Below are 25,262 nucleotides of genomic sequence, written 5' to 3'. Positions count from 1 at the left end.
CTCATTCCATGACGGCGCTGTGATCCATGGCAGGTGCCACTTTCGGCTTGCGCAGCAGCAGCGCGAGCGGAATGACCGCCAGCGACATGAGCATCAGCAGCTTGAAGTCGTCTATATAGGCGATGATCGTCGACTGCAGGGTGATCACTTCGTTGAGAGCCGCACGACCGGCCGCAGTCAGCGGATTCAGCCCCTGTGCCGACGTCGCCTCGAAGGCCCGGTTGAACGGCGTCACATAGGCAGCGATGCTCTCGTGGTTCACCTGGGCGTTCTCGACGAGAAGCGCCGAAACGATCGAAATGCCGACGCTCGAGCCGATGTTGCGCGACAGGTTGTAGAGGCCGGTGCCGTCGCCGCGCATGTGAGCGGGCAGCGTCGAAAAGGCGATCGTCGTCAGCGGCACGAACAGGAAGCCGAGCCCGGCGCCCTGAATGAAGCCGACGGACACGATCGTCCACTGCGAGACATCGGGCGTCCAACCGGTCATGTCATACATCGCCCAGGCCGTCAGCCCGAGTCCGGTCACCAAGAGCAGCCGCGAGTCAACTTTCCCGATCAGCTTGCCGACGATAAACATGCAAAGCATCGTGCCGAGCCCACGCGGCCCCATGACGATGCCCGCGGTGATGACGGGATATCCCATCAGCGTCTGCAGATAGGGCGTCATCAGCGCCAGCGAGGCGAGGTAGGTGATGCCGATCACGAAGATGAAGAGCATGCTCACCGAGAAGTTCCGATCGAGGAACAGCTTCGGATTCACGAACGACTTTTCGGCCGTCAGCGTATGCACGATCAACAGATAGAAGGCAGCGGCACAGACGATCGCCTCGATCATGATCTCGCCGGACGCGAACCAGTTCAGCTGTTCGCCGCGATCGAGAAAGAGCTGCAGCGACGCGATGCCGAGACTCATCATCCCGAACCCGAACCAGTCGAGCTTCGCCAGCGCATCGAGCTTCGTCTCCGTGACGTAGATCACGATGCCGGCAAACGCCAGCGCGCCGATCGGCACGTTGATGTAGAACACCCAACGCCAGCTGATATTATCGGTCAGCCAGCCGCCGATGACGGGTCCCAGGACCGGCCCGACCATGACCGAGACGCCAAATAAGGCCATGGCCGAGCCTCGCTCCTCAGCAGTGTAAATGTCGAGGAGGATGCCCTGAGAGAGGGGAACCAGAGACGCGCCGAACAGGCCCTGCAACAGGCGGAAGGCAACAATCTGGTTCAGCGATTGCGCAAGGCCGCAAAGAACGGAAGCCGCGACGAAGCCGGCGATTGCCGCCAAAAGCACCCGCTTGCGACCGAACTTGGCGGCCAGAAAGCCTGATGGCGGCGTCATGATCGCGGCCGCCACGATGTAGGAGGTCAGGACCCAGTTGATCTGGTCGGCGCTCGCCGAGACGCTGCCCTGGATATAGGGCAGCGCGACGTTGGCGATCGTCGTGTCCAGCGCCTGCATGATCACTGCCAGGATGACGCAAGCCGTGATCGCGCCCCTGTTGGCAACCAGGGTGGCCGGTGATGATGCAGCGTTACTCATGGTCCTTGCCGCCAGAGCGGCCCAAAAGCTTGGAAACGAAATCCGGAAGGCCACGGGCGCGGCCCGTATCGACATCGACGACCGTGCTCATGCCGACACGAAGCGGCGGCTTGCCTGCCGCGTGATCGATGCTGACGCGCATCGGAATGCGCTGCACGACCTTGACCCAGTTGCCCGTCGTGTTCTGCGCCGGCAGCAGCGAGAAGCTGGAGCCGGAGGCCGGGCTGATGCTCTCGACCTTGCCCTTCCACTCCACGCCCGGATAGGTGTCGACATAGATCGTCACCGGCTGGCCCGGCTTCACATAGGTCAGTTCCGTTTCCTTCGGGCTCGCGGAAATCCAGAGGTTATTGTCCGAAACCAGCGAGAAGGCCTGCGTGGACGCCTGCAGGTAGGAGCCCGGCTGCAGCGAGTTGACGTTCGTCACGATACCATGGAACGGCGCCTTGACGACGCTGTGGTCGAGTTCGCGCTGTGCGTCGTCCACCTTCGCCTTGGCTTCGAGATAGAGCGGGTTCTGCTCAACCGGCTGATCGGCATTGCCGCCGAGCTGGGCCAATGTTGCTGCCGCTTCGGCCTTTGCGACGGCGACCTTCTGATGGCCCGCATCGAGATTGTGCTTGGCCTGATCATAAGCAGTGCGCGTCGCGGCCGAGCTGTTCAGCAGGTTCTGCTGACGGTCGAATTCGGTCTGATAGTACGGAATATCAGCTTCGGCCTGCGTGATCTCGGCAAGCGACTGCTGATAGCTAGCCTTCAGATTGAGGATCTGGTTTCGGACGGCGCCGAGCTGCGCCTCCGCACCGTCGAGAGCAATCTTGAAGGAATCCTGCCGCAGGCTGAAGAGCACCTGGCCCTTCTTCACGGCTTCGTTCTCATGCACGTTAATCTGGTCGACGATACCGGAAACGTCTGTCGTCAGCCCCACCATGTCAGCCTGGATATAGGCATTGTCGGTCGACATGATCTGTCCGCCATTGACGTAGTAGTAGCCGCCAACGACGAGCGCGACGGGCAGCAGCGTGAACAGAACGGGGCGCGTGAGACTGCGCCGGCGGCGGACCTGAGTGCCGCTAGGCGCAGCCACAGCAGTAGCGGGCGCTGAATTGGATGAAGGCGCCTCGGCTACCGGTTCCTCACGAGGAGAAACATCCTTTTCTTCAACTGGGTTCTTGGCATTTGCGTCTGTAACGACGCGCAGGGAGGACTTCTCAGCCATGTTTTGTCTCATTCTCGGCTACCGGGGATCGGCAGGCCTGCACCAGGTTCGTCTTCATTTCGGTTAGAATGTCGAACAGCTGATCGCGCTGCTCGGAAGGGATGCCGGCGAATGCCTCGCCGCGTGTCAGGTCACCAAGCTCGCGCATCTCGGCCAGAAGCGGATGGGCTTCCTCGCGCACATGGAGAAGCCAGATACGGCGATCGGTCGGATGCTGCCGGCGCTCGATGAGACCGCGATCGGCGAGTTTGTCGAGAATGCGGACAAGCGTGATCGGCTCGATTTCCAGGATCTCGGCAAGTCCGCTCTGGTGGATCCCCTCATTGCTGCGCAGATAAGCCAGGGTCTGCCACTGCGACCGCGTCAGCCCAAGGCAGCGCGCACGCTGCTCAAACCGCTTGCGAAGCAGCCGTGCGACGTCGTGCAATAGGAAGCCGAGAGTAGGATTGCTGTTCATGGAAGCCAGTGCCGATAATTAATAAGCACACTTATAATACGCTCAGATATATTAAGCGTGTGCATAGCACAATAGGCGCTTCTCCAGATTCCGCATCTGCGGCCAAAATGCCGCATGAGAATACGCGCAGAGATTTCTGAGGGCTTTCGCAAATTGCAACCGTGTGGCATTTGCAATTTCGAGCGGCAGCCGTTTAAAGTAGAAATCCAGAGGGTTACCGGCGGCCGACCCATTTTTCTCGATGGTAGGGCCGGAACGCGGCCGAACGCGGTGATCGTGAATTTACAATGGCATAGGTGAATGAGGGCAGAGCCTTTGTTCAGAGACATCAAGACATGAATCGCATCACATCAGCATAAGCGACGGCAGCGTTTGCGGCCGTCCGGATAAGGAAACCGCCATGCCTTCCTCCCTTCGACGACTGCTGACTATTGGCACCCTGACTTTCCTGCCGTTCGCTTCGGCGGTGGCGCAGCAGCCAGGCTCTCCCCCTCCCGTCTCTGTCGCCAAACCTGTCGTGCGCGATGTCGTCGACAACGATGAGTTCATTGGACGCTTCGAGCCGGTCGATCAGGTATCGGTGCGCTCGCGCATTGGCGGCTACCTTCAGGAGGTTCACTTCACCGACGGCGCGCTCGTCAAGCAGGGTGACCTGCTCTTCGTCATCGACCAGAGGCCATTCGTCACTGCCCTGAACGAGGCGAATGCGGCACTGGAGGTGGCCAAGTCGACGCTCGTCTATGCCGAAGCGCAATTCAAGCGGGCCGAGAGCCTTGCGACGAGTGGTAGCCAGTCGATATCGATCCTTGACGACCGCCGGCGCGAATGGGTTTCGGCACAGGCAAACGTCCGTGGAGCGCAAGCAACGGCCGATCGCGCGGCACTCGACCTCGAATATACTAAGATCACAGCGCCGATCAGCGGCCGCATCGACCGCCGGCTGATCTCCGTCGGCAACCTTGTTCAGGCTGACCAATCGATTCTGACGACCATTGTCTCGGTGGATCCCATCGACTTCTATTTCGACGTCGATGAACGCCGCCTTCTCAACTTCGCGCAGACTGCCCGCGACCGCGGGGTCGATCTGCAGCAAGGCGGTGGCGGCGTGGAGGTCGAGGTCAGGATCACGGATTCGACCGAGAAGCCATTCAAGGGCAAGCTGGACTTCGCTGAAAACAGGATCGACAGCGAGACCGGCACGAAGCGCATACGCGCGCGCTTCGACAATCCGAACTATGTGCTCCAGCCGGGGCTGTTCGGTCGCGTTTCTGTCGAGGCGTCAAATGTTTACAAGGCGATCCTTGTCCCCGACGAAGCAATCGGGTCCGACCAGAACCAGCGCGTCGTCTATGTCGTCGGAGAGGATGGGACGGTCACTGCAAAGCCCGTCCGCCCGGGCCCGCGCCTCTACGGCTATCGCGTCATCCGCGAGGGCATGGACGGCAACGAGACGATCGTCATCAATGGCCTGCTGCGAGCCCGCCCCGGCTCCAAGGTCACGCCGCAGGTCGTCGAGCTACCGCAAAGCCGCGAGGAGATTGCGCCAGAAGCCGCCGGCCTGGAGCTCAGCCGATGAGATTTGCACACTTCTTCGTCGACCGCCCGATCTTCGCGTCGGTGCTCTCTATTGTGCTGCTGATTGTCGGCGGCATTGCCTATTTCCAGTTGCCCGTGGCGCAATACCCGGAGATTGCACCGCCGACCATCGTCATCCGCACCTCCTATCCCGGCGCTGACGCCGAGACGATCGCCAACACCGTGGCGACGCCGATCGAGCAAGAGGTCAACGGCGTCGAGGACATGCTCTACATGTCTTCCTATTCGACGGCCGATGGCTCCATGGCGCTGACCGTGACTTTCAAGCTCGGTACGGACCTCGACAAGGCACAAGTGCTTGTCCAGAACCGCGTTGCCATCGCCGAGCCACGCCTTCCCGAAGAAGTGCGGCGCATTGGCATCACGACGGCAAAAAGCTCGCCCGACCTGATGATGGTGGTGCATCTGCTGTCGCCGAATTCCCGATACGACCAACTTTATGTCTCCAACTACGCACGCACCCGTATCCGCGACACCCTGGTTCGTCTTGACGGCGTTGGCGACGTCATCCTGTTCGGTGAACGCGAGTATTCGCTGCGCATCTGGCTCGACCCGCAGAAACTGTCGGCTTATGGCATGACCGCCAGCGATGTCGTCGACGCGCTGCGCGAACAAAACGTGCAGGTCTCCGGCGGCTCGATCGGCGGGCCGCCGGCCGCCGGCACCAACGCCTTCCAATATACGGTGACGACGCAAGGACGTTTTTCGGATGCCCGACAGTTCCGATACGTCATCGTCAAAGCGACCTCCGAGGGGCGTCTCGTCCAGTTGCAGGATATCGCCCGCATCGAACTCGGCGCCAAGGACTATGTCACCAATAGCTATCTGAACGGCAAGCCGGCGGTCGCGCTCGGCATTTTCGCGCGTCCCGGCACCAACGCGCTTGCAGCCGCGGCCGAAATCAAGAAGACGATGGACACAGTCGCCCAGGATTTCCCGCAGGGCCTTAGCTACGACATCGTCTACAACCCGACCGAATTCATCGCGGAGTCGATCAACGAGGTCTACAAGACGATCGCTGAAGCCGCCCTCCTCGTCGCCATCGTGGTTCTCATCTTCCTACAGTCGTGGCGAACGGCAATCATCCCCATCGTTGCCATCCCGGTCTCGCTGATCGGCACCTTCGCGTTTCTGCTTGCCTTCGGGTTTTCGCTCAACATGTTGACGCTGTTTGGCCTCGTACTGGCGATCGGCATCGTCGTCGACGACGCCATCGTCGTGGTCGAAAATGTCGAGCGCAACCTGGCAAAGGGAATGACGCCGCGAGCGGCGGCGCATGTGACGATGAACGAAGTCGGAACGGCAGTCGTCGCCATCTCTCTCGTGCTGATCGCCGTGTTTGTCCCAACGGCCTTTATCCCCGGCATATCAGGCCAGTTTTATCGTCAGTTCGCCGTGACGATCGCGGTCGCAACCGCGATCTCGGCATTGAATTCCCTGACCCTCTCGCCAGCGCTCGCAGCACTGGTGCTCAAGCCACACGAGGAGCACGAGAAGCGGCGCAATCCGATCGCGCGTTTCGGAAGCGCGCTTGCGAATGGATTCAACAATGGGTTCGACAGGCTCAGTGCCGGCTATTCATGGATCGTCCGTCATACGGTGCAGACAGTCGCAGCACTCTGCGTCGCACTGCTGATCTTTGTCGGCCTGCTCGGCGCCACATACTATATGAGCAGGATCGTTCCCGGCGGCTTCGTCCCGGTCATGGACCAGGGGTACGCCATCGTCGTCGTGCAACTCCCTGACGGTGCAGCGCTTTCACGCACCGACGCGGTCGTCGAGCGCGCTTCGGAGATCATCCGCAACACGCCTGGCGTCAAGAATGCTGTTGCCTTCTCGGGCTTCAGCGGCGCAACGTTTACCAACGCTTCTAACGCCGGCGTGGTCTTTGCCGCCTTCGACACCTTCGAAAATCGTTTGGAGCATGGCGAGACGGCCACGAAGATCATCGGCCAGCTCTATGGGAGCCTGCAGGCGATCCAGGAAGCCTTCATCATCGCCATTCCGCCGCCGCCGATCTCCGGCATCGGCAATGCCGGCGGCTTCAAGATCCAGCTGATGGATCGCGAGAGCTCCGATATGCGCCGCGTCCTCGGCGTTGCCTATCAGCTGATGGGCATGGCGAACCAGACCGAGGGTCTGACGGGTGTCTTCACGACGTTTTCCGCCAACAGTCCACAATATTTCCTCGAAATCGACCGCGACAAGGCGCGCACGCTGAACGTACCGATCACCAACATATTCGACACGCTGTCGATCAATCTCGGCACATCCTATGTCAACGATTTCAATGCCTTCGGGCGTGTCTATCAAGTGCGCGCGCAAGCCGACCAGCAGTATCGCGTCGAGCGTGACGACATCCTCGCCCTCAAGGTAAGATCTGCGACGGGTGCACTCGTCCCGCTTGGCACGCTGGTCGACATCCGTGATACCAGCGGCCCATCCCTCGTCCAGCATTACAATATGTATGTGTCCGTCCCCGTGCAGGGTAATGCCGCCCCTGGCGTTTCGACGGGCACCGCACTCGACAAGATGGAAGGCCTCGCCAAGCAGATCCTGCCGGCAGGAACGACCTTCGAGTGGACGGAAATCGCCTTCCAGGAGAGGAACACCGGCAATACCGCAATCTACATCTTCGCCCTGTCGGTGGTCTTCGTGTTCCTGGCCCTGTCGGCGCAATATGAAAGCTGGGTTCTGCCGCTAGCCATCATCCTCATCGTCCCCCTTGCGATCCTGGGAGCCTTGCTTGGGGTCCATCTGCGCGGAATGGACAACAACATCCTGACGCAGATCGGCTTGATCGTTCTGATCGGGCTGGCGGCCAAGAACGCCATCCTGATCGTCGAATTCGCGAGACAGGCACAGGACGAAGGCAAGTCGGCAACCGAGGCCGCCATCGAGGCCAGTCACCTGCGGCTGCGGCCGATTCTGATGACGGCCTTCGCGTTCATCTTCGGTGTCGTGCCGCTAATGATCGCCACCGGCCCCGGCGCCGAAATGCGCCAATCGCTCGGAACGGCCGTTTTCTCAGGGATGCTCGGCGTAACGATTTTCGGCCTGTTCCTGACACCCGTCTTTTACGTCGTGTTGCGCGGGCGCCGGCGAAAGCCTGTTGCGCAGGCCGAGCCCGCCCCGCCCTCCGAGGAGGCTGCCACTGAGACTTCTTCATGAAGGGCGCCGCTCGACCGCGCTCGGTTTGAACAGGTCTGACGAAAGGATCTTCCGGAGCGGCTTTTCGACAAACTCGTAGGCTGCCGTTCCGAGGATCGTGCCGCCAATGACGGCAATTACGATCGTCGGCGTTGCCGACAGCCCGGCCGCGCCGGCAGCCTTGACGATCACGGAGATTGCCAGCGTGTGCCAGAGGTATATCGAATAGGATGCATCGCCGAGATAGGTGAGAAGCGGTACGCGGCCAATGCTGCCGTCCGCCTCGAGCGACACCATGCCGTAGACCAAAGCGATGGCCAGCGGCCCACAGATCGTTTCATTGAAATCGGCTTCGATCAGAAAGATCATGGCGAAGCCGACGAGTGATGCGCCAACGAATGCAAGGCCGAGACTGGTGCCTGCAATCCAGCGCCGGATCCACAATTCGGCGAGCAGCACTCCCCCGAGGAATTCGAGGATGATCGACCGGGTATAGGTGTTCAGCACGGGCGATGCAGGCTTGAACACCAGGCCGATCAGGAAGAAGCTCCCGAAAATGGCCGTCAGATAGACCAGTCTCCAGCGACGCGGCAGGAAGAGCGCGCCGGCAAACAGTATGTAGAAGAACATCTCGAAATTCAGCGTCCAGCCTTGGACGAGGACCGGCCAGATCTCGCCAGTGCTCGGCGAGTGGGCAGGAATGAAGAAAAGCGAGGACAAGATATGGGCGCCGGTCAGCTTCAGGTTTGGAAACAGACCGACGAGGGCGCCGGCGATCATCACGCTCGTGACCAGCCAGTAGGAAGGCGCAATGCGGCGAATGCGATCAAGCAGGAACCCCTGTGGCGTCATTGGGCGGCGGTCGCTGATGACCCACATGATGAAACCGCTGATGACGAAGAAAACATCGACGCCGGCGGCACCAATGGCGAAATGCTCACCGGTTCTTTCGGCCGCGTGGAAGACCACGACGGCAAGTGCCGCGAAGGCGCGCAGATATTGGATGCCGTAAAGTGTCTTCATCCGTTTCCTCGGAGAACCGGACCAAGCCCGGTCGAAAATGCAATGACATTATTGAGGGAGAGGCTCAGGCGACGCGTGCTGTCGCCATGAGCTCACCGCTGGTTGGCGGCGCGCTGTCGCCAGCTTTCCGGCGGCGAAATAGAAAAGAAACGTCCCGACGTTGTACGGTGTCAGAATATCGATCTCGACGAAGGAGCGGATCGTCAGCAGCACGGCGATCGAGAACAGCAGATAGGATTCGTCGTTCCTGAAATCCTCGATGACGCGGCGCAAGTGCCCCCACAAAATCCGCAACAGCATTCCTGCAAGAACGACCACGCCCGCGAGGCCCAGCTCGACGGCCGTTTCGATGTAGGTGTTGTGGAAGTGGAAGCCGCTGCGCGATCCGATGAAGAACTCTTCCCACAGGCGCTCCGGCTCCGAGAAGCCCTGAACCCAATAGGCCTGGTAGCCGATGCCGAAGACCGGATTCTGCTTTGCCGCCTCGATCCCCTGCTGCCAGAGATAGGTACGCCCGGTCAGCGTGGAATCCTTGCCGAAGATGCCGAGAACGGCATCGACCGCGCCGAGATAGACGCCAGCAACGGCGAGAATGATGACGGCGACGCCACCGCCGACGACCAGCAGCTTGCGGTGGTCGGGGGTCAGTGCGAGCACGACACGCAGCCCCATCATGAGGGCAATCACGACGGCAGTCGTCAAAACGGACGTCGCAGACTGGCAGGCGATGAGGCAGTAGGCCGATAGCAGCCCGACTATTCCCGACGCCGCCATCCAGAGGCGTCTCTCACCGAAGATAAAGACGGCCGCGAAGGAAACGATCAACCCAAGCGACGCATAGAAGCCAAGCTGGTTCTTCGAGGCGAAGGCCCCAACGAAACTGAAGGTGCCGTCCAGGGGATCGTACTCGTAGTAGCCGAACAGCAGCGAATAGACGAGAACGATCCCCACACCGGCGATCATGCCCACCGTCAGGCTTCTGACGTCCACCACGCGGACTGCAATCAGGGCACAGATGACCTGAGTCAGGTACTGGATGCTGGCACGCAGCGAAATGCTCGGAACCGCCGACCAGAAGACCGACAGGAAGGCAAGTGCTGCGAAGGCATAGATCCAGAGATAGCGACCATGGCTGCCGAGCACCTTCTTGTAGTCCACGGCAATCAGCGGCAACCAGAGCGCATAGTAAAGCAGGATCGCCACCTGCCCGAACTTAATCGAGTAGGCGAAGCAAAAAAGTGACAGCGCCACGGCAGGGATGGCGAAATTCGCATTCCTGCCTGGCTGAATGAGCACAGATTTTGCGATCCGCATTGCGGCCTCGTTATCTCATTGCCAATCCGGCGGTGACCTTGATCAGGTCGCCGGGCTGCAGTGCCGTATTTTCCTGAACCGGAATCTCCTTCGCCTTGCCGTCGACATCGCGGACGATCGAGTAGGCGATGCTCGCAGCCCCGGTGCTGGTGTCAAAACGGGCGGCATCGGTGGATTGCGTCAATGCCTCCGCCATCAGCGAATTGCTGGTTTCGAGCTTAAGATGGAGTTCGTCTAGTTGAGCTTCGGCATTCTGAAGTTCCTGGGCAAGCTGCGCATCCCAGTCGTTCCGAAGCGTGATCTCGTCCTGATCGGCCTTGCTGATATCCTGCTTGGCCTTCAGCGAATTTGTGTCGATATCGAGAAGCGTCGCCTCGGTATCGGCAGCGCGCTGCTCGGCGGCCATCTTGCGGGCGCTGAGTGCCAGACCCTTCTCCGCAAGATCCTCGACCTTGTCGCGGTCCGCGGTCGCAAGCTGCAATTGCCGAGTCTGCGTTTCGCTCTTTTTGGCGAGGGTCTCGACCTCGCTTTGCAGCAGTTGCTTGAGGTCAGCAAGAGCCTGAAGCTGCAGCGTCAGCCGCTTCTTGCGCGTGTTCATGAGAGCCGTTTCGCTGTCAAGCAGGGGCTTCGCCTCCGGCTTGTCTTGCAGCTCCTTCGGCATTTCGATCGTATCCTGGTTCGCGATCTCCGCGCGCAACCGCGCCTGCTTCACCAGCAGGCGTGCACGGTCGGCCATGTAGACGACCGCGTCACCCTTGGCGTTGATGAAGTCGCGGGCGAAGCGTTGCCCGGCGTCCGCGCGGCGCAGGCCACCCGCGAGGCTCACGGCCTTGACGATCGTGAGATTGGGCGCGAACGGATATTCACCGGGCTTTTCAACGTCACCGGAGAGATAGACCGGCCGGAATTCCGACAGTTCCACCGAGGCAGAAGGTCGGTCTTTCAGAGCAAATTGCTTCTGCAGAGCCGAACCGATCTCCTGGGCGATCGCATCCGTCGTCTTGCCTGATGCGGGCATGTCACCGACGAAAGGCAGGGAAATGCTTCCTGAAGGCCCGACCGTATAGTCCCCACTGATAACCGACCAGTCGCGGATGCTGCCATCCGCGGTCTGCCACTCGGCCACCCGAATCCTCAGCTTGTCCATCATTCCGAGACGGTAGTCGTCTGCACTGGCAAGCGATGAGGACGCCAATAAAGCAGCAAGTCCGGCTGCGACAACAATACCGGATCTTAGCGAACGAAATCGTCCGGCCTTGCCGTCAAGAAAGCGTCTTTCCATGAACCTTCCCCGTGTCTCAGCACGACAAGCCGCAAGGCGTCGCCGCGCAGTACTGTTTTGGGTTTTGAGATGCGGCTTAGTAGCTGCCGCGTTGAGCGCATACCGCCGGGATTGTGCGTGCGATGATCACGACATCCCGAACCAGCGACCAGTTTTCGACATAGTGCGTGTCGAAGGCGACGCGGGTGGCGTAAGAAACGTCATTGCGTCCGCTGATCTGCCAGAGGCCTGTCAGGCCAGGGCGAGCTTGCAGATAATAGACGGCCGCATTCTCGTATTTTTCGAGTTCGTCTCGAACAACGGGACGCGGACCGACGACGCTCATTTCGCCGCGGATGATATTGAAGAGCTGGGGCAGCTCATCAAGGCTCAATTTGCGTAGAACGGCACCAACGGCAGTAACCCGGGGGTCATCCTGCAGCTTGCGCGTTTCACGCCACTCTTCCATGGCCTTCGGATTGTTTCGCAGGTGCTCCTGCAGAACCTTGTCACCATTGGTGACCATTGTCCGAAACTTCAGGCAACGGAACTCCTGGCCATTGTGGCCGATGCGGCGATGTCCGTAGAAGATCGGCCCCCTGTCGGAGAGCTTCACAAGCAACATCACCATCAAAAAAAGCGGGCTCAGAAAGATGAGCCCGAGGCAGGCGGCGGACACATCGAATGCCCGTTTTGCGATCCCGCCAGTCGGCGGAAACACGCTCTGATGAACTGCGCCATAAAATGGCGAACTGTCCGATCTCGTCGCAGACTTCATAGAGGTAACTCCACTTATGTTTGCCGTTTGGTCGGGTAGGCTCAGGCCGCTTAGCTGGCCCTGACGAATTCGAAGTGTATGAGGTGATTTTGTTTTTTTAAGCCACAATTTTACGACTGACGCTTTACGACGTGTTTTTCCGGCCGCCGTTCAGATTTTTTGTTTTTAAGAATCCGCTGAAATAGTCATACAATTCTCTGGCGATCTCGAAATAATCTATGCGTGTACCAATAAAAGTCTGGGCCGTTGCTATCGGAGCCAAAGATACTGAAGTCTAGGTCGTTCGGGCATGGTGGGAGCAATTGGTGGTTTGCACTGGCGGCTTCTCGCAAAGCAATGGATTCTATTTGTCGAAAGAGTTCTCTATTGCATTGCACCATCAGTTTTGCACTGCACTAGCAAACCGATTAAAATTAAAAACTTTGTAATAAAAGTTGAACGCACAACCCCTCCAACGCACCCGTTGTGACCGACATTGTGGCACTAATGCTTACGTGTATTGCCAAATTAGGCGCAACCAAAGATCGATGTAATCTTCTTTAATCATCTTTCGCAAAAGCCCGCGAAGGGTGACAGCGCGTGGCATTTTTACCAATAGCCGGAAGAAACCTTTAAGATCGTCGCTGTACTACGCATTTCGCAGGCGCAAAAAACGTCTCCAGACCTTCAGTTGAAACAGGAAGTCCTGTAAAACATTATCCTAGGAAGGATCCCGGTGGCGCTTTCGTCTTCGATAATTGTTCGTTGAAGAAGCTCCGATGGAGGAGGCAACAGATGTATGCACCTCGCGTTATCTTCAGCATGCTCGGCGCATTGGCCGTATTTGCTGTGGCGACGTATTGGCTGAGCGGTTCCCTCGCTGGCACCGCGATCAAGACCGCAATTTGCGCCGTCCTGCTTCAGGCCGGCTACTTTGGCGGCGTGCTTTACCTTGTCTGGAAGGAATCCAGGAGCCGCACGATTCGCCCCGCCGTAAAGCGCGAAGAAGCGGAAAAAATGCCTGTGTCGCCCTTCAAGGGCTCTGAGCCGTTCAATCGCTAAGCATCGCAATTCGTACCGCGGTCGTGCCTGTCCGGCATGGAAGGCATCCTCGCCCCGTAACATCATTTGAACGGCCGCCCGTTGTCCGCCACACTTTGACGTCCTAGTTGTTGAGCGAAAACAACGGAGGCTACGCGTGGCAGAAACGGCAAGCATTTGCGTCATCATCGCAGCCAAGAACGCGGCGGACACGATAGAAACCGCCGTGAGATCGGCGCTTCGGGAGCCCGAAGTGACCGAAGTGGTGGTCGTCGATGACGGCTCCAGCGACGGCACGGCAGGGGCCGCGAGACGTGCGGACGACACCAGCGGAAGGCTGAATGTCGTCAGATTCGATCAGAACAAGGGCCCCTCTGCCGCCCGCAACCACGCCATCGACATCTCTTCGGCACCCCTGATCGCAATCCTCGATGCGGACGACTTCTTCTTCGAGGGCCGCTTTCGCCAGATGCTTGTGGAGGACGACTGGGAGTTCGTTGCCGACAACATCGCCTTTGTCGATGCCGATACAGCAAGCCAGGCGCCCCAGCGCCTACAGCAATTTGCCGCAAGCCCGCTCTTCCTCGACCTGCCCACCTTTGTCGACGGCAACATTTCCAAGCGTGGCGTTCGGCGCGGCGAGATTGGCTTCCTTAAGCCGATCATGCGACGCGCCTTCCTGGACAAGCACGGCCTGCGTTACCGCGAGGAGATGCGGCTTGGAGAGGATTACGACCTCTACATCAGGGCGCTGGCGCTCGGCGCGCGCTACAAGGTGATCCACAGCTGCGGCTACGGGGCGGTCGTGCGCGGAAATTCGCTCAGCGGTCGACACCGCACCGAAGATCTTCGTCGCCTCTACGAGGCCGATCGCGTGCTGCTGGCATCGTCAAGATTGCCGCCTGAGGCCGCCGATGCTGTGCGTCGGCACGAGCGGCACGTGCGCGGCAAATATGAGCTGCGGCGGTTCCTCGACATCAAATCACAATCGGGCCCGCTGGCGGCCATCGCCTATATCGCAACCCACCCAACCGCCTTCCCGCCCATTGCGACGGGCATCCTGATGGACAAGACCGAGCGCCTGCGAAATCCGGGTGGCGTTTCCGTCACCGCGCAAGGCGATGGCTTGCGATATCTTCTGAGCGCCCCAGCCAAGTAGCCGGGTTCGACTATCTGGAAAACTTGGCCGCCGCCAGCTGCAGCGCGCTCTGAAGCAATCGGGGATCGCGTGCCGCCCAGCGTGCGAGCAGCCGGAAATCCGGCTTCTTGCGGCGACGCAGAAGGCCGATCTGGCTCCAGATCGCCTGCTTTCGGGCGGTGTTCTTGTGCTCCTTGATCGTCTCCACCTCCCGCGGTCGGCGAGAGAAGCGGCTCTCCAGCTCGTCGAGCGCCATCCAGGTGATGAACTGCTGCTTGAGAAACTCCGGCGAGGCGTTGTCGACACCGTGGAAGATGTTGATGCCCTCGCCGCGCAGCGCCCCAGGCTCGCCGCAGAGCAGCACCTGTTTCGCGGCGATGATGCAATCGCAAAAGAACAGAACGTCCTCGGCCGCCAAGCGCAGGGCCGCGTCGAAACGAACCTTCTCGAACAGCGGCTGGCCGATGACCATGCAGGACATGTGCAGGAACGCCCAGTTCTTCAGCATGACGCCCGCGAGGTCAGGCACGTCGAGGATTAGCGGCTTGCTCAGGAGACGCCGCGCCCCCTCCTCTTTCTCGAGAGCGGCGATACCAAAATGGTAGTCGAACTCCTCGCCCCCTTCGATGGACGCCCAGTAGCAGTCGCCACCGAAAGCCTCCATCGCCTTGGCTGCATTGGCCAAATGATCGGGCGTCCAGACATCGTCGGAGTCGAGAAAGGCAACATATCGCGTCGCCTCCGGCACATGATCGAGTCCCGTGTTCCGGGCACCGCCCGGTCCGGCATTCGGCTGGGCGATCACCGTGACACGCGCCCTATCCTCCTCCGACAGCGACGCTAGGTCCGCATCCGGAGAGCGTGGCGACTGGTCGTCGACGACGATGACATCAACATCCTTGAAGCTTTGCGAGAAGACCGACGCCAGGGCGCGGCTGAGAATGCCGTCCTGACGTTGGTAGAAGGGGATGATGATCGTGAAGGTCGCCATACGCTCTCCTTGAGATACGCGAAGTGATGTTTTCCGCCCCTGACGCATCTAGGGGTGAATGAAAGTGCAGCAAGTCTGCTGCACTGCAAAATGATGACGTTCATTTCGGCCGAAGTTTGTCAAAGCGGGTGATCTGAGCGGGTCGTCCCAAACTGTATCGGAACGAAACGGCCGTTCAGTCCCAAGCCGCAATTCGGCCACGATCGGAGCAATTCGTCAGCCTCGCGTTGTAACAATCGTTCACTAGTCAACAAAAACTTTCAGGCCCCGCGGCGCATAAAGAACCCAGAAATTGATGAATATCATCATGTTATGAAATGCACTGCTCACGTTGACGTTGAGCTCGATTCGGCAGACCCCTGCGTAGGCGTTTTCCCATACTGAGCCAGGACAGAACGACTGTTACGAAGTGGGACCGCCGATCACTTTTTGCTGCAGTGCCATATTTTCTTCCGGGAATCCGCCGTAGCTTTCTCGGCGCGGGCTCGAGTCTGCTCTGATTGAAAACGGTCGCAAGGGGAGGTGCGGCCCAAAAGGGGTGACTGATAACGTGAATGTTGATGCGAATGTATCGTCGCGGATCAATCTGATGCGCATCGTGCTCATTTCGGGCATTGTGTTTGTTCACATACCGTTCGATGCCGCCAGCAGTCCCTACGACGGGACCTACGGCGCATTTGACTGGATTCGGGTTTTCCTGACGGAGGCGCTCTTTCGCGTCGGCGTTCCCTGCCTGAGCGCGATCTCGGGCTATCTGCTGTTTCGCGGCGGACAGGAAAACTTCAGCTACAGGAAAACCGTGCGCACGAAAGTGCAGACGGTGTTCCTGCCATTCCTGCTCTGGAACTGCGCGTTCATTGCAGCGATCATTCTGGCGACCAGTGTCGGCATCGGTGACGGCTATCTGCCTGATCCGCTGAACGCGTCCGGCCGCGATCTCATGACGCAAGTGCTGGCAGTGGAGAATTTTCCTGACAATGTGCCGCTCTACTTCCTCCGCGATCTCTTCGTCTGCATCCTGCTTTCACCGATCCTCGCGTGGCTGATCAGCCGTGCGCCGATTTTGACGTTGACCGCCTTGCTGGTGATCGCGCTGATTCCGGAGCTGTCGATCTACATCGTTCTCAAGCGCTCGATCCTCTTCAGCTTCAGTCTCGGCATCTTCATTGCCCTGCAGCAGTTCGACTTGAAGGCTCTCGATCGCTTTGCGCCGGTTGGCGTCTTTCTCTTGCTCGCCGCCTCGGCGCTCCTCGCAACGGCGATCTTCTTCACGGGCCCGTCCTTGCCGGACTGGGTGCAATTGTTTCGCAACGCGCTAGCAATCGTCGGCGCTCTTGGCTTCTGGCTGCTATCGGCGCCGCTGATCAAGACGCAACTCGGCCAACGGCTCGCGAAAACGGGAAGCCTGAGCTTCTGGATCTTCTGCGCCCACTATCCGCTACTCGTCTTTTTCTGGATCCTATGGGGCAAGTCGGACCTGAGCTTCTACCCGCTCTTCTTCGTTCTGTCTTTCGCGCTGCTGTTTCCGTTTCTCACGTTCTCGAACGGGCTCTGCCGGAAGAATTTTCCGCGGCTCTACGCAATCCTGACGGGTGGCAGAACCAAACGGTCCGCAAAACCGACGTCGCCGCACGACGTCTCCCCCGAACTTGCTACACAGCAAAGGTGACACATGACGACCCAAATCGCCCATGCGCGAAAACTTTGCCTCGGCCTGATCGCCATTACGGCAGCCTGCGCTTCAGCGCTGCCGGCTTCAGCACAGCAGGCATCCGGAAAGTCCTTCGTTGACGATTTCGACAAGATCAACCATGGCTTCTGGTACGTTTCTGACGGCTGGAACAACGGCGCCCACCAGAATTGCACCTGGTCGAAGAACAACGCGAAGGCCGAGGACGGCGCCCTTCAGCTTTCGTTCGCCGACGGAAAATCGAACGACCGCAACTACTTGTGTGGTGAGATCCAGACGACCAAGCGTTACAGCTACGGCACCTACGAAGCCCGCATCAAGGCTGGAACAGGCTCGGGGCTGAACTCCGCTTTCTTCACCTATATCGGTCCAGCCGACAAGCAGAAGCACGATGAGATCGACTTCGAAGTGCTGGGCAAGAACACCGGCGAGGTGCAGGTGAACCAGTATGTGCAGGCCAAGGGTGGCAACGAGAAACTCGTTCCGGTTGGCAACAAAGCCGATGAGGGCTTCAATGACTATGCCTTTATCTGGGAAAAGGATCGACTGCGTTACTACCTGAACGGCAAGCTTGTTCAGGACGTTACTGATCCGTCGAAGATACCGTCCAACCCGCAGAAGATCTTCTTCAGCCTATGGGGTTCCGACACACTTTCGAACTGGATGGGGCGCTTCAACTACACGAAGCCAACCACTCTCAGCGTTGACCGCGTGGCCTTCACCGCGCTCGGCGACAAGTGCCAGTTCCCTGAATCGATCGCATGCACGCTCAACTGACCAGCGCGGGCCAAGCCCATACAGCAAAAGGAACGTCGATGCTCAAAGTGCTCTACCTCGTGCACGACCTGGCAGATCCGGCCGTCAGACGGCGGGTGCTGATGCTGCGCGAGGGCGGCGCCGAGGTCGTGCTTGCCGGTTTCCGCCGCGGCGAGAACCGGCTTGCGGAAGTGCATGGCGTCACGCCGATCGAGCTTGGACGCACGGCCGATGCCAAATTTGCGCAGCGCATGAGCGCCGTCGCAAAGGCGATGACCGGCCTCAAGGCTCTGTTGAAGAACGTAGAGAAGCCCGATCTCATCATCGGCCGCAATCTGGAGGCACTGGCCGTCGCGCACAAAGCCAACACGCTTTTCGGTGGCAACGTTCCCGTTGTCTACGAATGCCTGGATATCCATCGCCTTCTGCTGCGCGACGACGTGGTCGGCAAGGCGATCCGCCGCGCAGAGGCGCATTTCGGCAGGAATACCAAGCTCATTCTGACCAGCTCTCCGGCTTTCATCGAGAACTATTTCAATCCTCGCTCCGGCGTCAAAGCCGAGATGCTTCTGATCGAGAACAAGGTCATCGCCCTTGACGAAGCCGCTATCGAGCCGGCATTTGGCCGTCCCCTGAAGCAACCGGGCGAGCCGTGGAAGATCGGCTGGTTCGGTGCGCTTCGCTGCCGCAAGTCGCTCGGCCTTCTTGCCGAATTCTCGCGCCGCATGGAAGGCAAGGTCGAGATCGTTCTGCGTGGTCGCCCCGCCTACTCGGAGTTCGAGGATTTCGATGCCTTCGTGCGCGACGAGCCCTATCTTCGTTTCGAAGGCCCCTATCGCAATCCCGAGGATTTGCGGGCGATCTACGACGACGTCCATTTCTCCTGGGCGATCGATTTCTTCGAGGACGGCCTCAATTCGAGCTGGCTCCTGCCGAACCGGCTCTATGAGGGATGCCTGTATGGCGCCGTGCCGATTGCCCTCGAAGGCACGGAGACCGCGCGCTTCCTCCAGTCACGCGACATCGGCCTAGAGCTTTCCGAAGCCAACGTTTCGCAGCTCGCAGAGTTGTTCGAAACCATGACAGGCGAGCGGCACCGCGCATTGAGCGAGGCCGTCGCCGCCAAGGATCGCAAGATCTGGCTTGCCGACCGCAACGATTGCGCGGCCCTCGTCGCAAGCCTTTCCCGCCTTGTCCCGGCAACCGCAGAGAGGGGCGGTGCCGGCGCAATCATTCCAACAAGCGTGTCTCCAGAAGGGTGGACAACCATGAAGCCTGATGTCGGTGCCAGCGTCTCCAGTCTCATCATCATTCCCTGCCTGAACGAAGAGAAGCATATCGAGGCGTTGCTCGCCAAATTGAGCCTCGAAATCGATCACATGGATGCCCGGATCGTCGTCGCCGACGGCGGCAGCACGGATGCGACACGCGACATCGTCGCTCGCATCAGCGCTGCCGATCCGCGGATCGTGCTCTTGCACAATCCCCGACGGATCCAGAGTGCGGCGGTCAATCTCGCGGTTCAGACCTTTGGCCGTGACTACGACTACCTGATCCGGATCGACGCACACGGCGATTACCCCGCCGATTACTGCCGACGCCTCGTTCAGGAGGCCGTGCTCACCCAGGCGGACTCCGTCGTGGTCGCCATGGAAACGGTCGGCTTCGGTGTCTTCCAGAAGGCAACTGCCTTTGCTCAGAATTCCAAACTCGGGAATGGCGGTTCCAAGCATCGCGAGGGCGCCAAGGGGCATTGGACCAATCACGGCCATCACGCGCTGATGCGCATCGCGGCCTTCGACGCGGTCGGCGGCTACGATGAAACCTTCAGCCACAACGAGGATGCGGAGCTCGACTACCGCCTGAAGCAGGCGGGCTTCGGCATCTGGATGACCGACAAGACGCGAATGACCTACTATCCGCGCTCGACCATTTCGACGTTGTTCCGCCAATATCTTGGCTATGGCAGAGGTCGCGCGAAGAACATCCTGAAGCATGGCAGCATGCCCAATCTTCGGCAGATGCTCCCGCTTCTCGTCGTTCCGGTCTTTATCGGCGCATTTCTTGCCGTTCTGAACTGGGCGGCCGTTATCCCATTCAGCCTCTGGGCCGTCGCATGCGTCGGCTACGGCTTCTGGATGGCCATCGGCCACAAGAATCCATACGGCCCGCTTGCCGCTGTTTCGGCAATGGTGATGCACTTCGCCTGGTCTGCCGGTTTCTGGATGGAGCTTCTGAGCTTCCGCGGCAGAAAGGTCTCTTCATGAACGACATGCCCCCCCTGCAGATCGATATCGGCATTTGCACTTACCGCCGCGCTTCGCTTGACGAAGCGCTGCTTTCGCTTGCGGTCCTCGCGGTGCCCGATGGAGCAACGCTGCGGATCATCGTCGCCGACAACGACAAGGTTCCGAGCGCCAAGGAACGGGTCGATGCGCTTCGTCCGACCATTCCGCATGAAATTGCCTATGTGCACTGCCCGGCATCGAACATTTCGATTGCCCGCAATGCATGCCTGGAAAATGCGACGGGCGATTTCCTTGCCTTCATCGACGATGATGAGGATGCCAGCGAGGAATGGCTGGTGGAATTGCTTGCCGTTGCCAGGAAGACCAAGGCGGATGCGGTGCTTGGCCCCGTCCGCAGCGTCTACTCGTCCACGGCGCCGAACTGGATGCGCGAGGGCGACTTCCACTCGACCCTGCCCGTATGGGTCTGCGGTGAAATCCGCACCGGTTACACCTGCAACGTCCTTCTTCGCCTCGATTCGCCCCATGTGGTCGGGCGCCGCTTCAACCTTGCACTTGGGCGCACCGGCGGCGAGGACACGGAGTTCTTCAGCCACATGCATGCCGATGGCGGCGGGATTGCCTTTGCACCCGAGGCCTATGTTTATGAACCGGTGACCGAAAGCCGCGCTGGCCTGTCCTGGCTTGCCAAGCGCCGCTTCCGCTTCGGCCAGACGCATGGGCGGCTGCTCCAGGAAAAGAACGCTGGCCCGCAGCGGCTAAAGCAGATCGGCCTGGCGGCAGCCAAGGCGGCCTTCTGCTACGGCGCGGCGCTTGCCTGCGTCTTTTCTCCGGTTCTGAGGTATCGCTACGCCCTTCGCGGCCTCATGCATACCGGCGTGGTGAGTGGCCTGCTCGGCGTTCGTGAGATTCGTCAGTATGGAACGGCGGAGGCTGCATGACGCAAACCCAGCCCGACGTCAGCTTCATCGTCGCTGCCTACAATGCCGAGGAGACGCTCGCCAAGGCGATCGACAGCGCCCTTGCACAAGAGGGCGTGTCGGTTGAGGTGATCGTCGCCGATGACTGCTCAACGGACGAGACGAGAACCATTGCGGAAAGTTACGCGAACAGGGGCGTGAAGCTCCTGGCGCTTGGGCGCAATGGTGGGCCGGCGGCAGCGCGCAATGCCGCGTTGTCGGCTGCAACCGGCCGGTGGCTTGCAGTGCTCGACTCCGACGACACGGTCGAGCCGCAGCGTTTGCAGCGCATGATCAAGCGCGCAGAGAATGCCGGTGCCCAGATTGCCGTCGACAATCTCCGTGTCATTCGCGCCGACGGCACGCCGCCGGAGACGATGTTTATCCAGCAGTCGTTGGCCGAGACACCTGAGCTGACGCTTCCGATATTCATACGATCGAATGCCCTTTTTCAGACAACGCATAACTTTGGTTATCTCAAGCCGATCTTTCAGCGCGCCTTTATCGAACAGCATGGACTTCGCTTCAACGAAGCCCTCAAGGTCGGTGAGGACTATCTGTTTCTCGCCTCGGCCATGGCGCTTGGTGGGCGTTGCGTGATCGAGCCAATCCCTGGCTACGACTATCAGATTCGTGAGGGATCGATTTCACGCGTTCTTGCCCTTCATCACATCGATGCCATGATCGAGGGTGATAAGGCCTTCCTTCGAGATCACACGCTGGATGCGGAGGCGGCGGCCGCACAGGAGTTTCGCGAACAAAGCCTCCGCCGGGGCCGCGCATTCCTCATCCTCGTACAGAACATCAAAGACCGGTCGATCTCCGGAGCGATCAAGACGGCCTGGAGCAATCCGTCGGCGTTGGCCCATCTCAGGATGCCAATCGCCATCCGGATCAATCGCGCACTCGCGCCGCTTCGCCACTTGGTAAGCCCTCGGACCAACCTTACAGCCATCGATGGCGTGACCCGCTCCCGCAAAGGATAGAGCCATGAACCAACGGAACCTGACCTTGCACAGCACTCTGCCCAAAGCGGCCGACGATTCCGATTCTTTCATCGACATCGATCGCCTGATTGCCATCCTGATCCGGCGCGCCGGATCAATCGCGCTCTGCGTTGCCGCAACCGTGACGCTCGCCGTCATCTTTCTGCTCCTTGCGACCCCGCAATATACGTCGATGACGCAGATCCTGCTCGATGACGACATCGCGAAATACGCGCAGGATCCGACGCCGGCCGCCAGCTCGCAGCAGGTCGACATGCAGATCGCCAGCGCCGTCGAAATTCTCAAGTCGAACGAACTTGCGCTTCGCGTCGTCGATGCCGAGAAACTTCAGGACAATTCGACAATCCTTGACCCTTCGAAGTCGCCAGTTGAGCTAGTCAAGTCCGGCGTGAAGCTGATCGTCAGCGCCTTGGCGCCCGGCGGTCCGCCGGTAACGGAAGACGATGCGCGCAACGGCCGCCGCCAGAAGGCGGCCGCCCTGCTGCAGGAGGCCGTGGCGGTATCGCGGGTCAATCGCAGCTCCGTTCTCGCGGTTTCCTTCCGTTCGACCGACAAGCTTCTGGCACAACGGATCACCAAGGCGTACGCCACCGCCTACCTGAACGATCAGCTGAACGCCAACTTCGACGCCACGGAAAGCGCCTCGGTGTGGCTGCAGCAGCGCCTTGCGGATCTTCGCGAGCGGTCGCAGCAGGCTGCCCTCGATGTCGCGAAGTTCAAGTCCGACAACGGCCTCACGTCGGCCAATGGCGAACTGATGTCGGAACAGCAGCTTGCCGACCTGAACAAGCAACTGATCGTCGCCCAGGCAGACAGTGCCAGCGCGTCGGCCCGCTACAGCCAGTTCAAATCGATCATCGACCTTGGTCCGGAGAGCGCTGTGAACAACGCCGCGATCTCGTCAGGCCAAGCGGATAATACCGTGATCAAGGATTTGCGCACGCGTTACGCCGCGGTGAACAAGCGCGAGCAGGAGGTTACAACCAACTTCGGGGAAGACCATCCGCAGGCCGTCGCTTTGCGTGCCGAAAAGCAGGACCTGACCCGCCAGATCTATCAGGAACTGCAGCAACTGACGGCCAGCTACCACAACGAATCCGAAGTCGCGCGCGTACGCGAGGCCTCGCTCCGCCAGAACATCGAACACCTGACTGGCAAGAATTCGGAGGCCGACAGGTCGCTCGTCCAACTCAACGATCTCGAGCAGCGCGCGACCGCCCTGAAGACCCTTTATGAATCCTACCTCGGCAAATACGAGGAAGCCTCGCAGCAACAGTCCTTCCCGATCGCCAAGGCTCGCGTCATCTCTGAAGCCGGCGTGCCGGCATCGCCGTCCAGCCCGAAAAAGACCATGACGCTTGGCCTCGCCATCGTTCTCGGCCTGATGGCCGGGGGTGGACTTACGGCGTTCCAGGAATTCCGTGAACGGTTCTTCCGTGTCGAAGGCGATGTCAGGACGATCCTTGGCCTCAAGTTCCTCGGCTACCTGCCGCTCATCGGCAAGGCGCCGCGGGAGGGTAAGATCTTCCGGCCGCGCACCAATCCGCCGGTCGAAGCCGCCGAAGCAGAGTCGGATGCAACCTTCGAACGCATCATGCGCGTCGTCCTCGAGGCGCCACGCTCGGTCTTCGCCGAAACGCTGCGCAACGCGAAGCTTGCAAGCGACGTCATGTTCCTGGGCAAGTCGGACCGCGTCATCGGAGTCGTCTCGGCGATGCCGGGAGAAGGCAAGTCGACCACGGCGGCCAATTTCGCAGCACTTCTCGCCTCCAGCGGCAAGCGCACGCTGCTGATTGACGCCGACCTGCGCAATCCGGGCCTGACCCGTATGCTGCGGAACCCACCGCAACAGGGTCTTGTCGAAGCAGTCCTCGGTGAGGTTCCGTGGGCGAGTGCCGTCAAGATCGATCCGATAACGAAGCTCGCGATCCTGCCGGTTCTGCCGAACGATCACCTTATGCACACGAGCGAACTGCTTGCTTCGCAGGGCATGTTCAATCTGATGGAAAATGCCCGCAAGATGTTCGACTACATCGTGGTCGACCTTGCACCGCTCGGCCCTGTTATCGACGCCAAGGCGTTTGCTCCGCAGGTAGACGGCTTCCTGTTTGTGACCGAATGGGGCTCGACACCGACATCAGTCGTGCGCGACCTTCTGAATTCCGAGCCGCAGATCAAGTCGAAGATTCTGGGTGTGATCCTCAACAAGACCGACATGACGGAACTCGGCAAGTTCACCAACTTCGGCGGCACTGAACGCTACCGCCACAAATATGTGAGCTACTACACCGAAGAGACGTCAAGGAAGCGGGAGCCCGCAGAAGCCGGCGCCTGATCACGTCTGGAAGAGATGCACGCGCCCTCTCCACAGTCTGGCAACCGTAAGTCTGCCGCTGTGGAAGGCGCCTGTATCAAGGTTGAGCCTCATCGGCAGGACCTCGGGCTCATCGTTCGGCGTATGGCCATGAACGATCACTTTCGGCAGCGGCCGGCTGCTCTCGAAAAAGCGATGGCGGATGAAAACGAGATCCTCGTCGCTTTGCGCATCGATCGGCAGCATCGGATCGATGCCGGCATGAACGAACAGAACATTCGGCGTGTCGACGAAGATCGGCAGGGATCGCAGGAAATCTATGTGCGGCTTCGGTATTGACTGCTTGATGTAGCCCACGAGCTTGGCGGCGTTCGGAAAAACCAGCGGCAGTTGTTCCGGATCGAGCCCGTAGGAGCGTAGCAGCGCATCCGACCCCATCCGCATCCAATCCGAGAAGGAAACCAGACCGTCGAGATAGTCGAGCATCGTGGTCTCGTGGTTCCCGGTCAGGCAGATGCGGTCGAAATTCGCCGCTGGAGGCATCATCAGGTGCGAGATCACCTGTGCCGAAGAGGGGCCGCGATCAATGTAGTCACCGAGCGTGATGATAAGCTTGCGCCCCGGGATCACGGCAGCGTCGTCAATGATGGCCTGCTCCGCCTTCAGCAGCAGGTCGTACCTGCCATGAATGTCACCGATGGCGTAGATCGGAATGTCGCCGGGATCCAGTTTCAGCCGCTCATGGACTGTTGAAGGCATGTTGAACCTCTCATTGCGGACAGCGAAGCGTCGCACGC

The 25,262-nt window shown here is 59.8% G+C and carries 19 protein-coding genes and 1 pseudogene; 11 read left to right on the top strand and 9 right to left on the bottom strand.

The features are described 5' to 3' along the window. Position 1: 1 nt before the first annotated feature. From IB244_RS17730 to IB244_RS17720, 3 genes are read right to left on the bottom strand one after another with little or no spacing between them, the layout of a single operon-like run. Positions 2 to 1,543, bottom strand: coding sequence for a DHA2 family efflux MFS transporter permease subunit (locus tag IB244_RS17730; protein WP_192304933.1), 1,542 nt, complete (start codon positions 1,541 to 1,543; stop codon positions 2 to 4). Further along, the gene (locus tag IB244_RS17725; RefSeq protein WP_192304931.1) at positions 1,536 to 2,762 is read right to left on the bottom strand and encodes an HlyD family secretion protein; all 1,227 of its coding nucleotides are present in this window, start codon (positions 2,760 to 2,762) and stop codon (positions 1,536 to 1,538) included. The genes IB244_RS17730 and IB244_RS17725 overlap by 8 nt, the downstream gene beginning before the upstream one ends. Then, a complete protein-coding gene (locus IB244_RS17720) occupies positions 2,755 to 3,219 on the bottom strand; it encodes a MarR family winged helix-turn-helix transcriptional regulator (RefSeq protein ID WP_192304929.1) in 465 nt (154 codons plus the stop codon). Before IB244_RS17720 ends, IB244_RS17725 begins: the two co-directional genes overlap by 8 nt. 400 nt (positions 3,220 to 3,619) lie before the next feature. Here IB244_RS17720 and IB244_RS17715 point away from each other — a divergent pair, with 400 nt between their 5' ends. Next, positions 3,620 to 4,795: an efflux RND transporter periplasmic adaptor subunit gene (locus tag IB244_RS17715; RefSeq protein ID WP_025660018.1), complete on the top strand. Its 1,176-nt coding sequence runs from the start codon at positions 3,620 to 3,622 to the stop codon at positions 4,793 to 4,795. Next, positions 4,792 to 7,986: an efflux RND transporter permease subunit gene (locus tag IB244_RS17710; RefSeq protein WP_192241561.1), complete on the top strand. Its 3,195-nt coding sequence runs from the start codon at positions 4,792 to 4,794 to the stop codon at positions 7,984 to 7,986. Before IB244_RS17715 ends, IB244_RS17710 begins: the two co-directional genes overlap by 4 nt. Here IB244_RS17710 and IB244_RS17705 read toward each other — a convergent pair. The 4 genes from IB244_RS17705 to IB244_RS17690 all read right to left on the bottom strand — a co-directional run bounded on the left by IB244_RS17705 (position 7,981) and on the right by IB244_RS17690 (position 12,341). After that, positions 7,981 to 8,988: an acyltransferase family protein gene (locus IB244_RS17705; protein WP_169682270.1), complete on the bottom strand. Its 1,008-nt coding sequence runs from the start codon at positions 8,986 to 8,988 to the stop codon at positions 7,981 to 7,983. The two genes, IB244_RS17710 and IB244_RS17705, sit on opposite strands and share 6 nt — an antisense overlap. Positions 8,989 to 9,036: 48 nt before the next feature. After that, positions 9,037 to 10,302 carry an O-antigen ligase family protein gene (locus tag IB244_RS17700; RefSeq protein WP_192304927.1) on the bottom strand — a complete coding sequence of 422 codons (1,266 nt, stop codon included), beginning with the start codon at positions 10,300 to 10,302 and terminating at the stop codon, positions 9,037 to 9,039. Between the two features lie 10 nt (positions 10,303 to 10,312). Beyond that, the gene (locus IB244_RS17695; RefSeq protein ID WP_113161517.1) at positions 10,313 to 11,584 is read right to left on the bottom strand and encodes a polysaccharide biosynthesis/export family protein; all 1,272 of its coding nucleotides are present in this window, start codon (positions 11,582 to 11,584) and stop codon (positions 10,313 to 10,315) included. Between the two features lie 76 nt (positions 11,585 to 11,660). Then, positions 11,661 to 12,341, bottom strand: coding sequence for a sugar transferase (locus IB244_RS17690; protein WP_025660022.1), 681 nt, complete (start codon positions 12,339 to 12,341; stop codon positions 11,661 to 11,663). A 774-nt stretch (positions 12,342 to 13,115) separates the two neighbouring features. Between IB244_RS17690 and IB244_RS17685 the strand changes: the two genes are divergently transcribed. Continuing rightward, positions 13,116 to 13,382, top strand: a complete 267-nt coding sequence (locus IB244_RS17685; RefSeq protein ID WP_018117241.1) for an exopolysaccharide production repressor protein — start codon at positions 13,116 to 13,118, stop codon at positions 13,380 to 13,382. Positions 13,383 to 13,518: 136 nt separating this feature from the next. Continuing rightward, positions 13,519 to 14,520, top strand: a complete 1,002-nt coding sequence (locus tag IB244_RS17680; RefSeq protein WP_113471287.1) for a glycosyltransferase family 2 protein — start codon at positions 13,519 to 13,521, stop codon at positions 14,518 to 14,520. A 10-nt stretch (positions 14,521 to 14,530) separates the two neighbouring features. On the opposite strand, the gene IB244_RS17675 is transcribed toward IB244_RS17680, so the two are convergent. Further along, positions 14,531 to 15,490: a glycosyltransferase family 2 protein gene (locus tag IB244_RS17675; protein ID WP_192304926.1), complete on the bottom strand. Its 960-nt coding sequence runs from the start codon at positions 15,488 to 15,490 to the stop codon at positions 14,531 to 14,533. A 589-nt stretch (positions 15,491 to 16,079) separates the two neighbouring features. Here IB244_RS17675 and IB244_RS17670 point away from each other — a divergent pair. From IB244_RS17670 to IB244_RS17640, 7 genes and pseudogenes are all read left to right on the top strand, one after another. Beyond that, positions 16,080 to 17,159, top strand: coding sequence for an acyltransferase family protein (locus IB244_RS17670; RefSeq protein ID WP_210258301.1), 1,080 nt, complete (start codon positions 16,080 to 16,082; stop codon positions 17,157 to 17,159). Between the two features lie 3 nt (positions 17,160 to 17,162). After that, a complete protein-coding gene (locus tag IB244_RS17665; RefSeq protein WP_018857333.1) occupies positions 17,163 to 17,957 on the top strand; it encodes a glycoside hydrolase family 16 protein in 795 nt (264 codons plus the stop codon). 38 nt (positions 17,958 to 17,995) lie between these two features. After that, positions 17,996 to 19,144: pseudogene (locus IB244_RS33130) on the top strand (glycosyl transferase); the annotation flags it as partial. Positions 19,145 to 19,204: 60 nt separating this feature from the next. After that, positions 19,205 to 20,203, top strand: coding sequence for a glycosyltransferase family 2 protein (locus tag IB244_RS17655; protein WP_026371804.1), 999 nt, complete (start codon positions 19,205 to 19,207; stop codon positions 20,201 to 20,203). Further along, positions 20,200 to 21,126 (top strand): glycosyltransferase, encoded by a 927-nt coding sequence (locus IB244_RS17650; protein ID WP_169682263.1) that lies wholly within the window; start codon positions 20,200 to 20,202, stop codon positions 21,124 to 21,126. Before IB244_RS17655 ends, IB244_RS17650 begins: the two co-directional genes overlap by 4 nt. Next, a complete protein-coding gene (locus tag IB244_RS17645) occupies positions 21,123 to 22,130 on the top strand; it encodes a glycosyltransferase family 2 protein (RefSeq protein WP_192304924.1) in 1,008 nt (335 codons plus the stop codon). Before IB244_RS17650 ends, IB244_RS17645 begins: the two co-directional genes overlap by 4 nt. 4 nt (positions 22,131 to 22,134) lie before the next feature. Next, a complete protein-coding gene (locus IB244_RS17640) occupies positions 22,135 to 24,486 on the top strand; it encodes a polysaccharide biosynthesis tyrosine autokinase (protein ID WP_018857329.1) in 2,352 nt (783 codons plus the stop codon). Here the strand turns inward: IB244_RS17640 and IB244_RS17635 are convergent, their stop codons facing one another. After that, positions 24,487 to 25,224 carry a metallophosphoesterase gene (locus tag IB244_RS17635; RefSeq protein ID WP_018857328.1) on the bottom strand — a complete coding sequence of 246 codons (738 nt, stop codon included), beginning with the start codon at positions 25,222 to 25,224 and terminating at the stop codon, positions 24,487 to 24,489. Positions 25,225 to 25,262 lie beyond the last annotated feature (38 nt).

The sequence above is a fragment of the Rhizobium sp. RHZ02 genome (assembly GCF_014851575.1).
Lineage (GTDB): Bacteria > Pseudomonadota > Alphaproteobacteria > Rhizobiales > Rhizobiaceae > Rhizobium > Rhizobium altiplani.
This window is presented reverse-complemented; position numbering and strand designations above follow the sequence as displayed.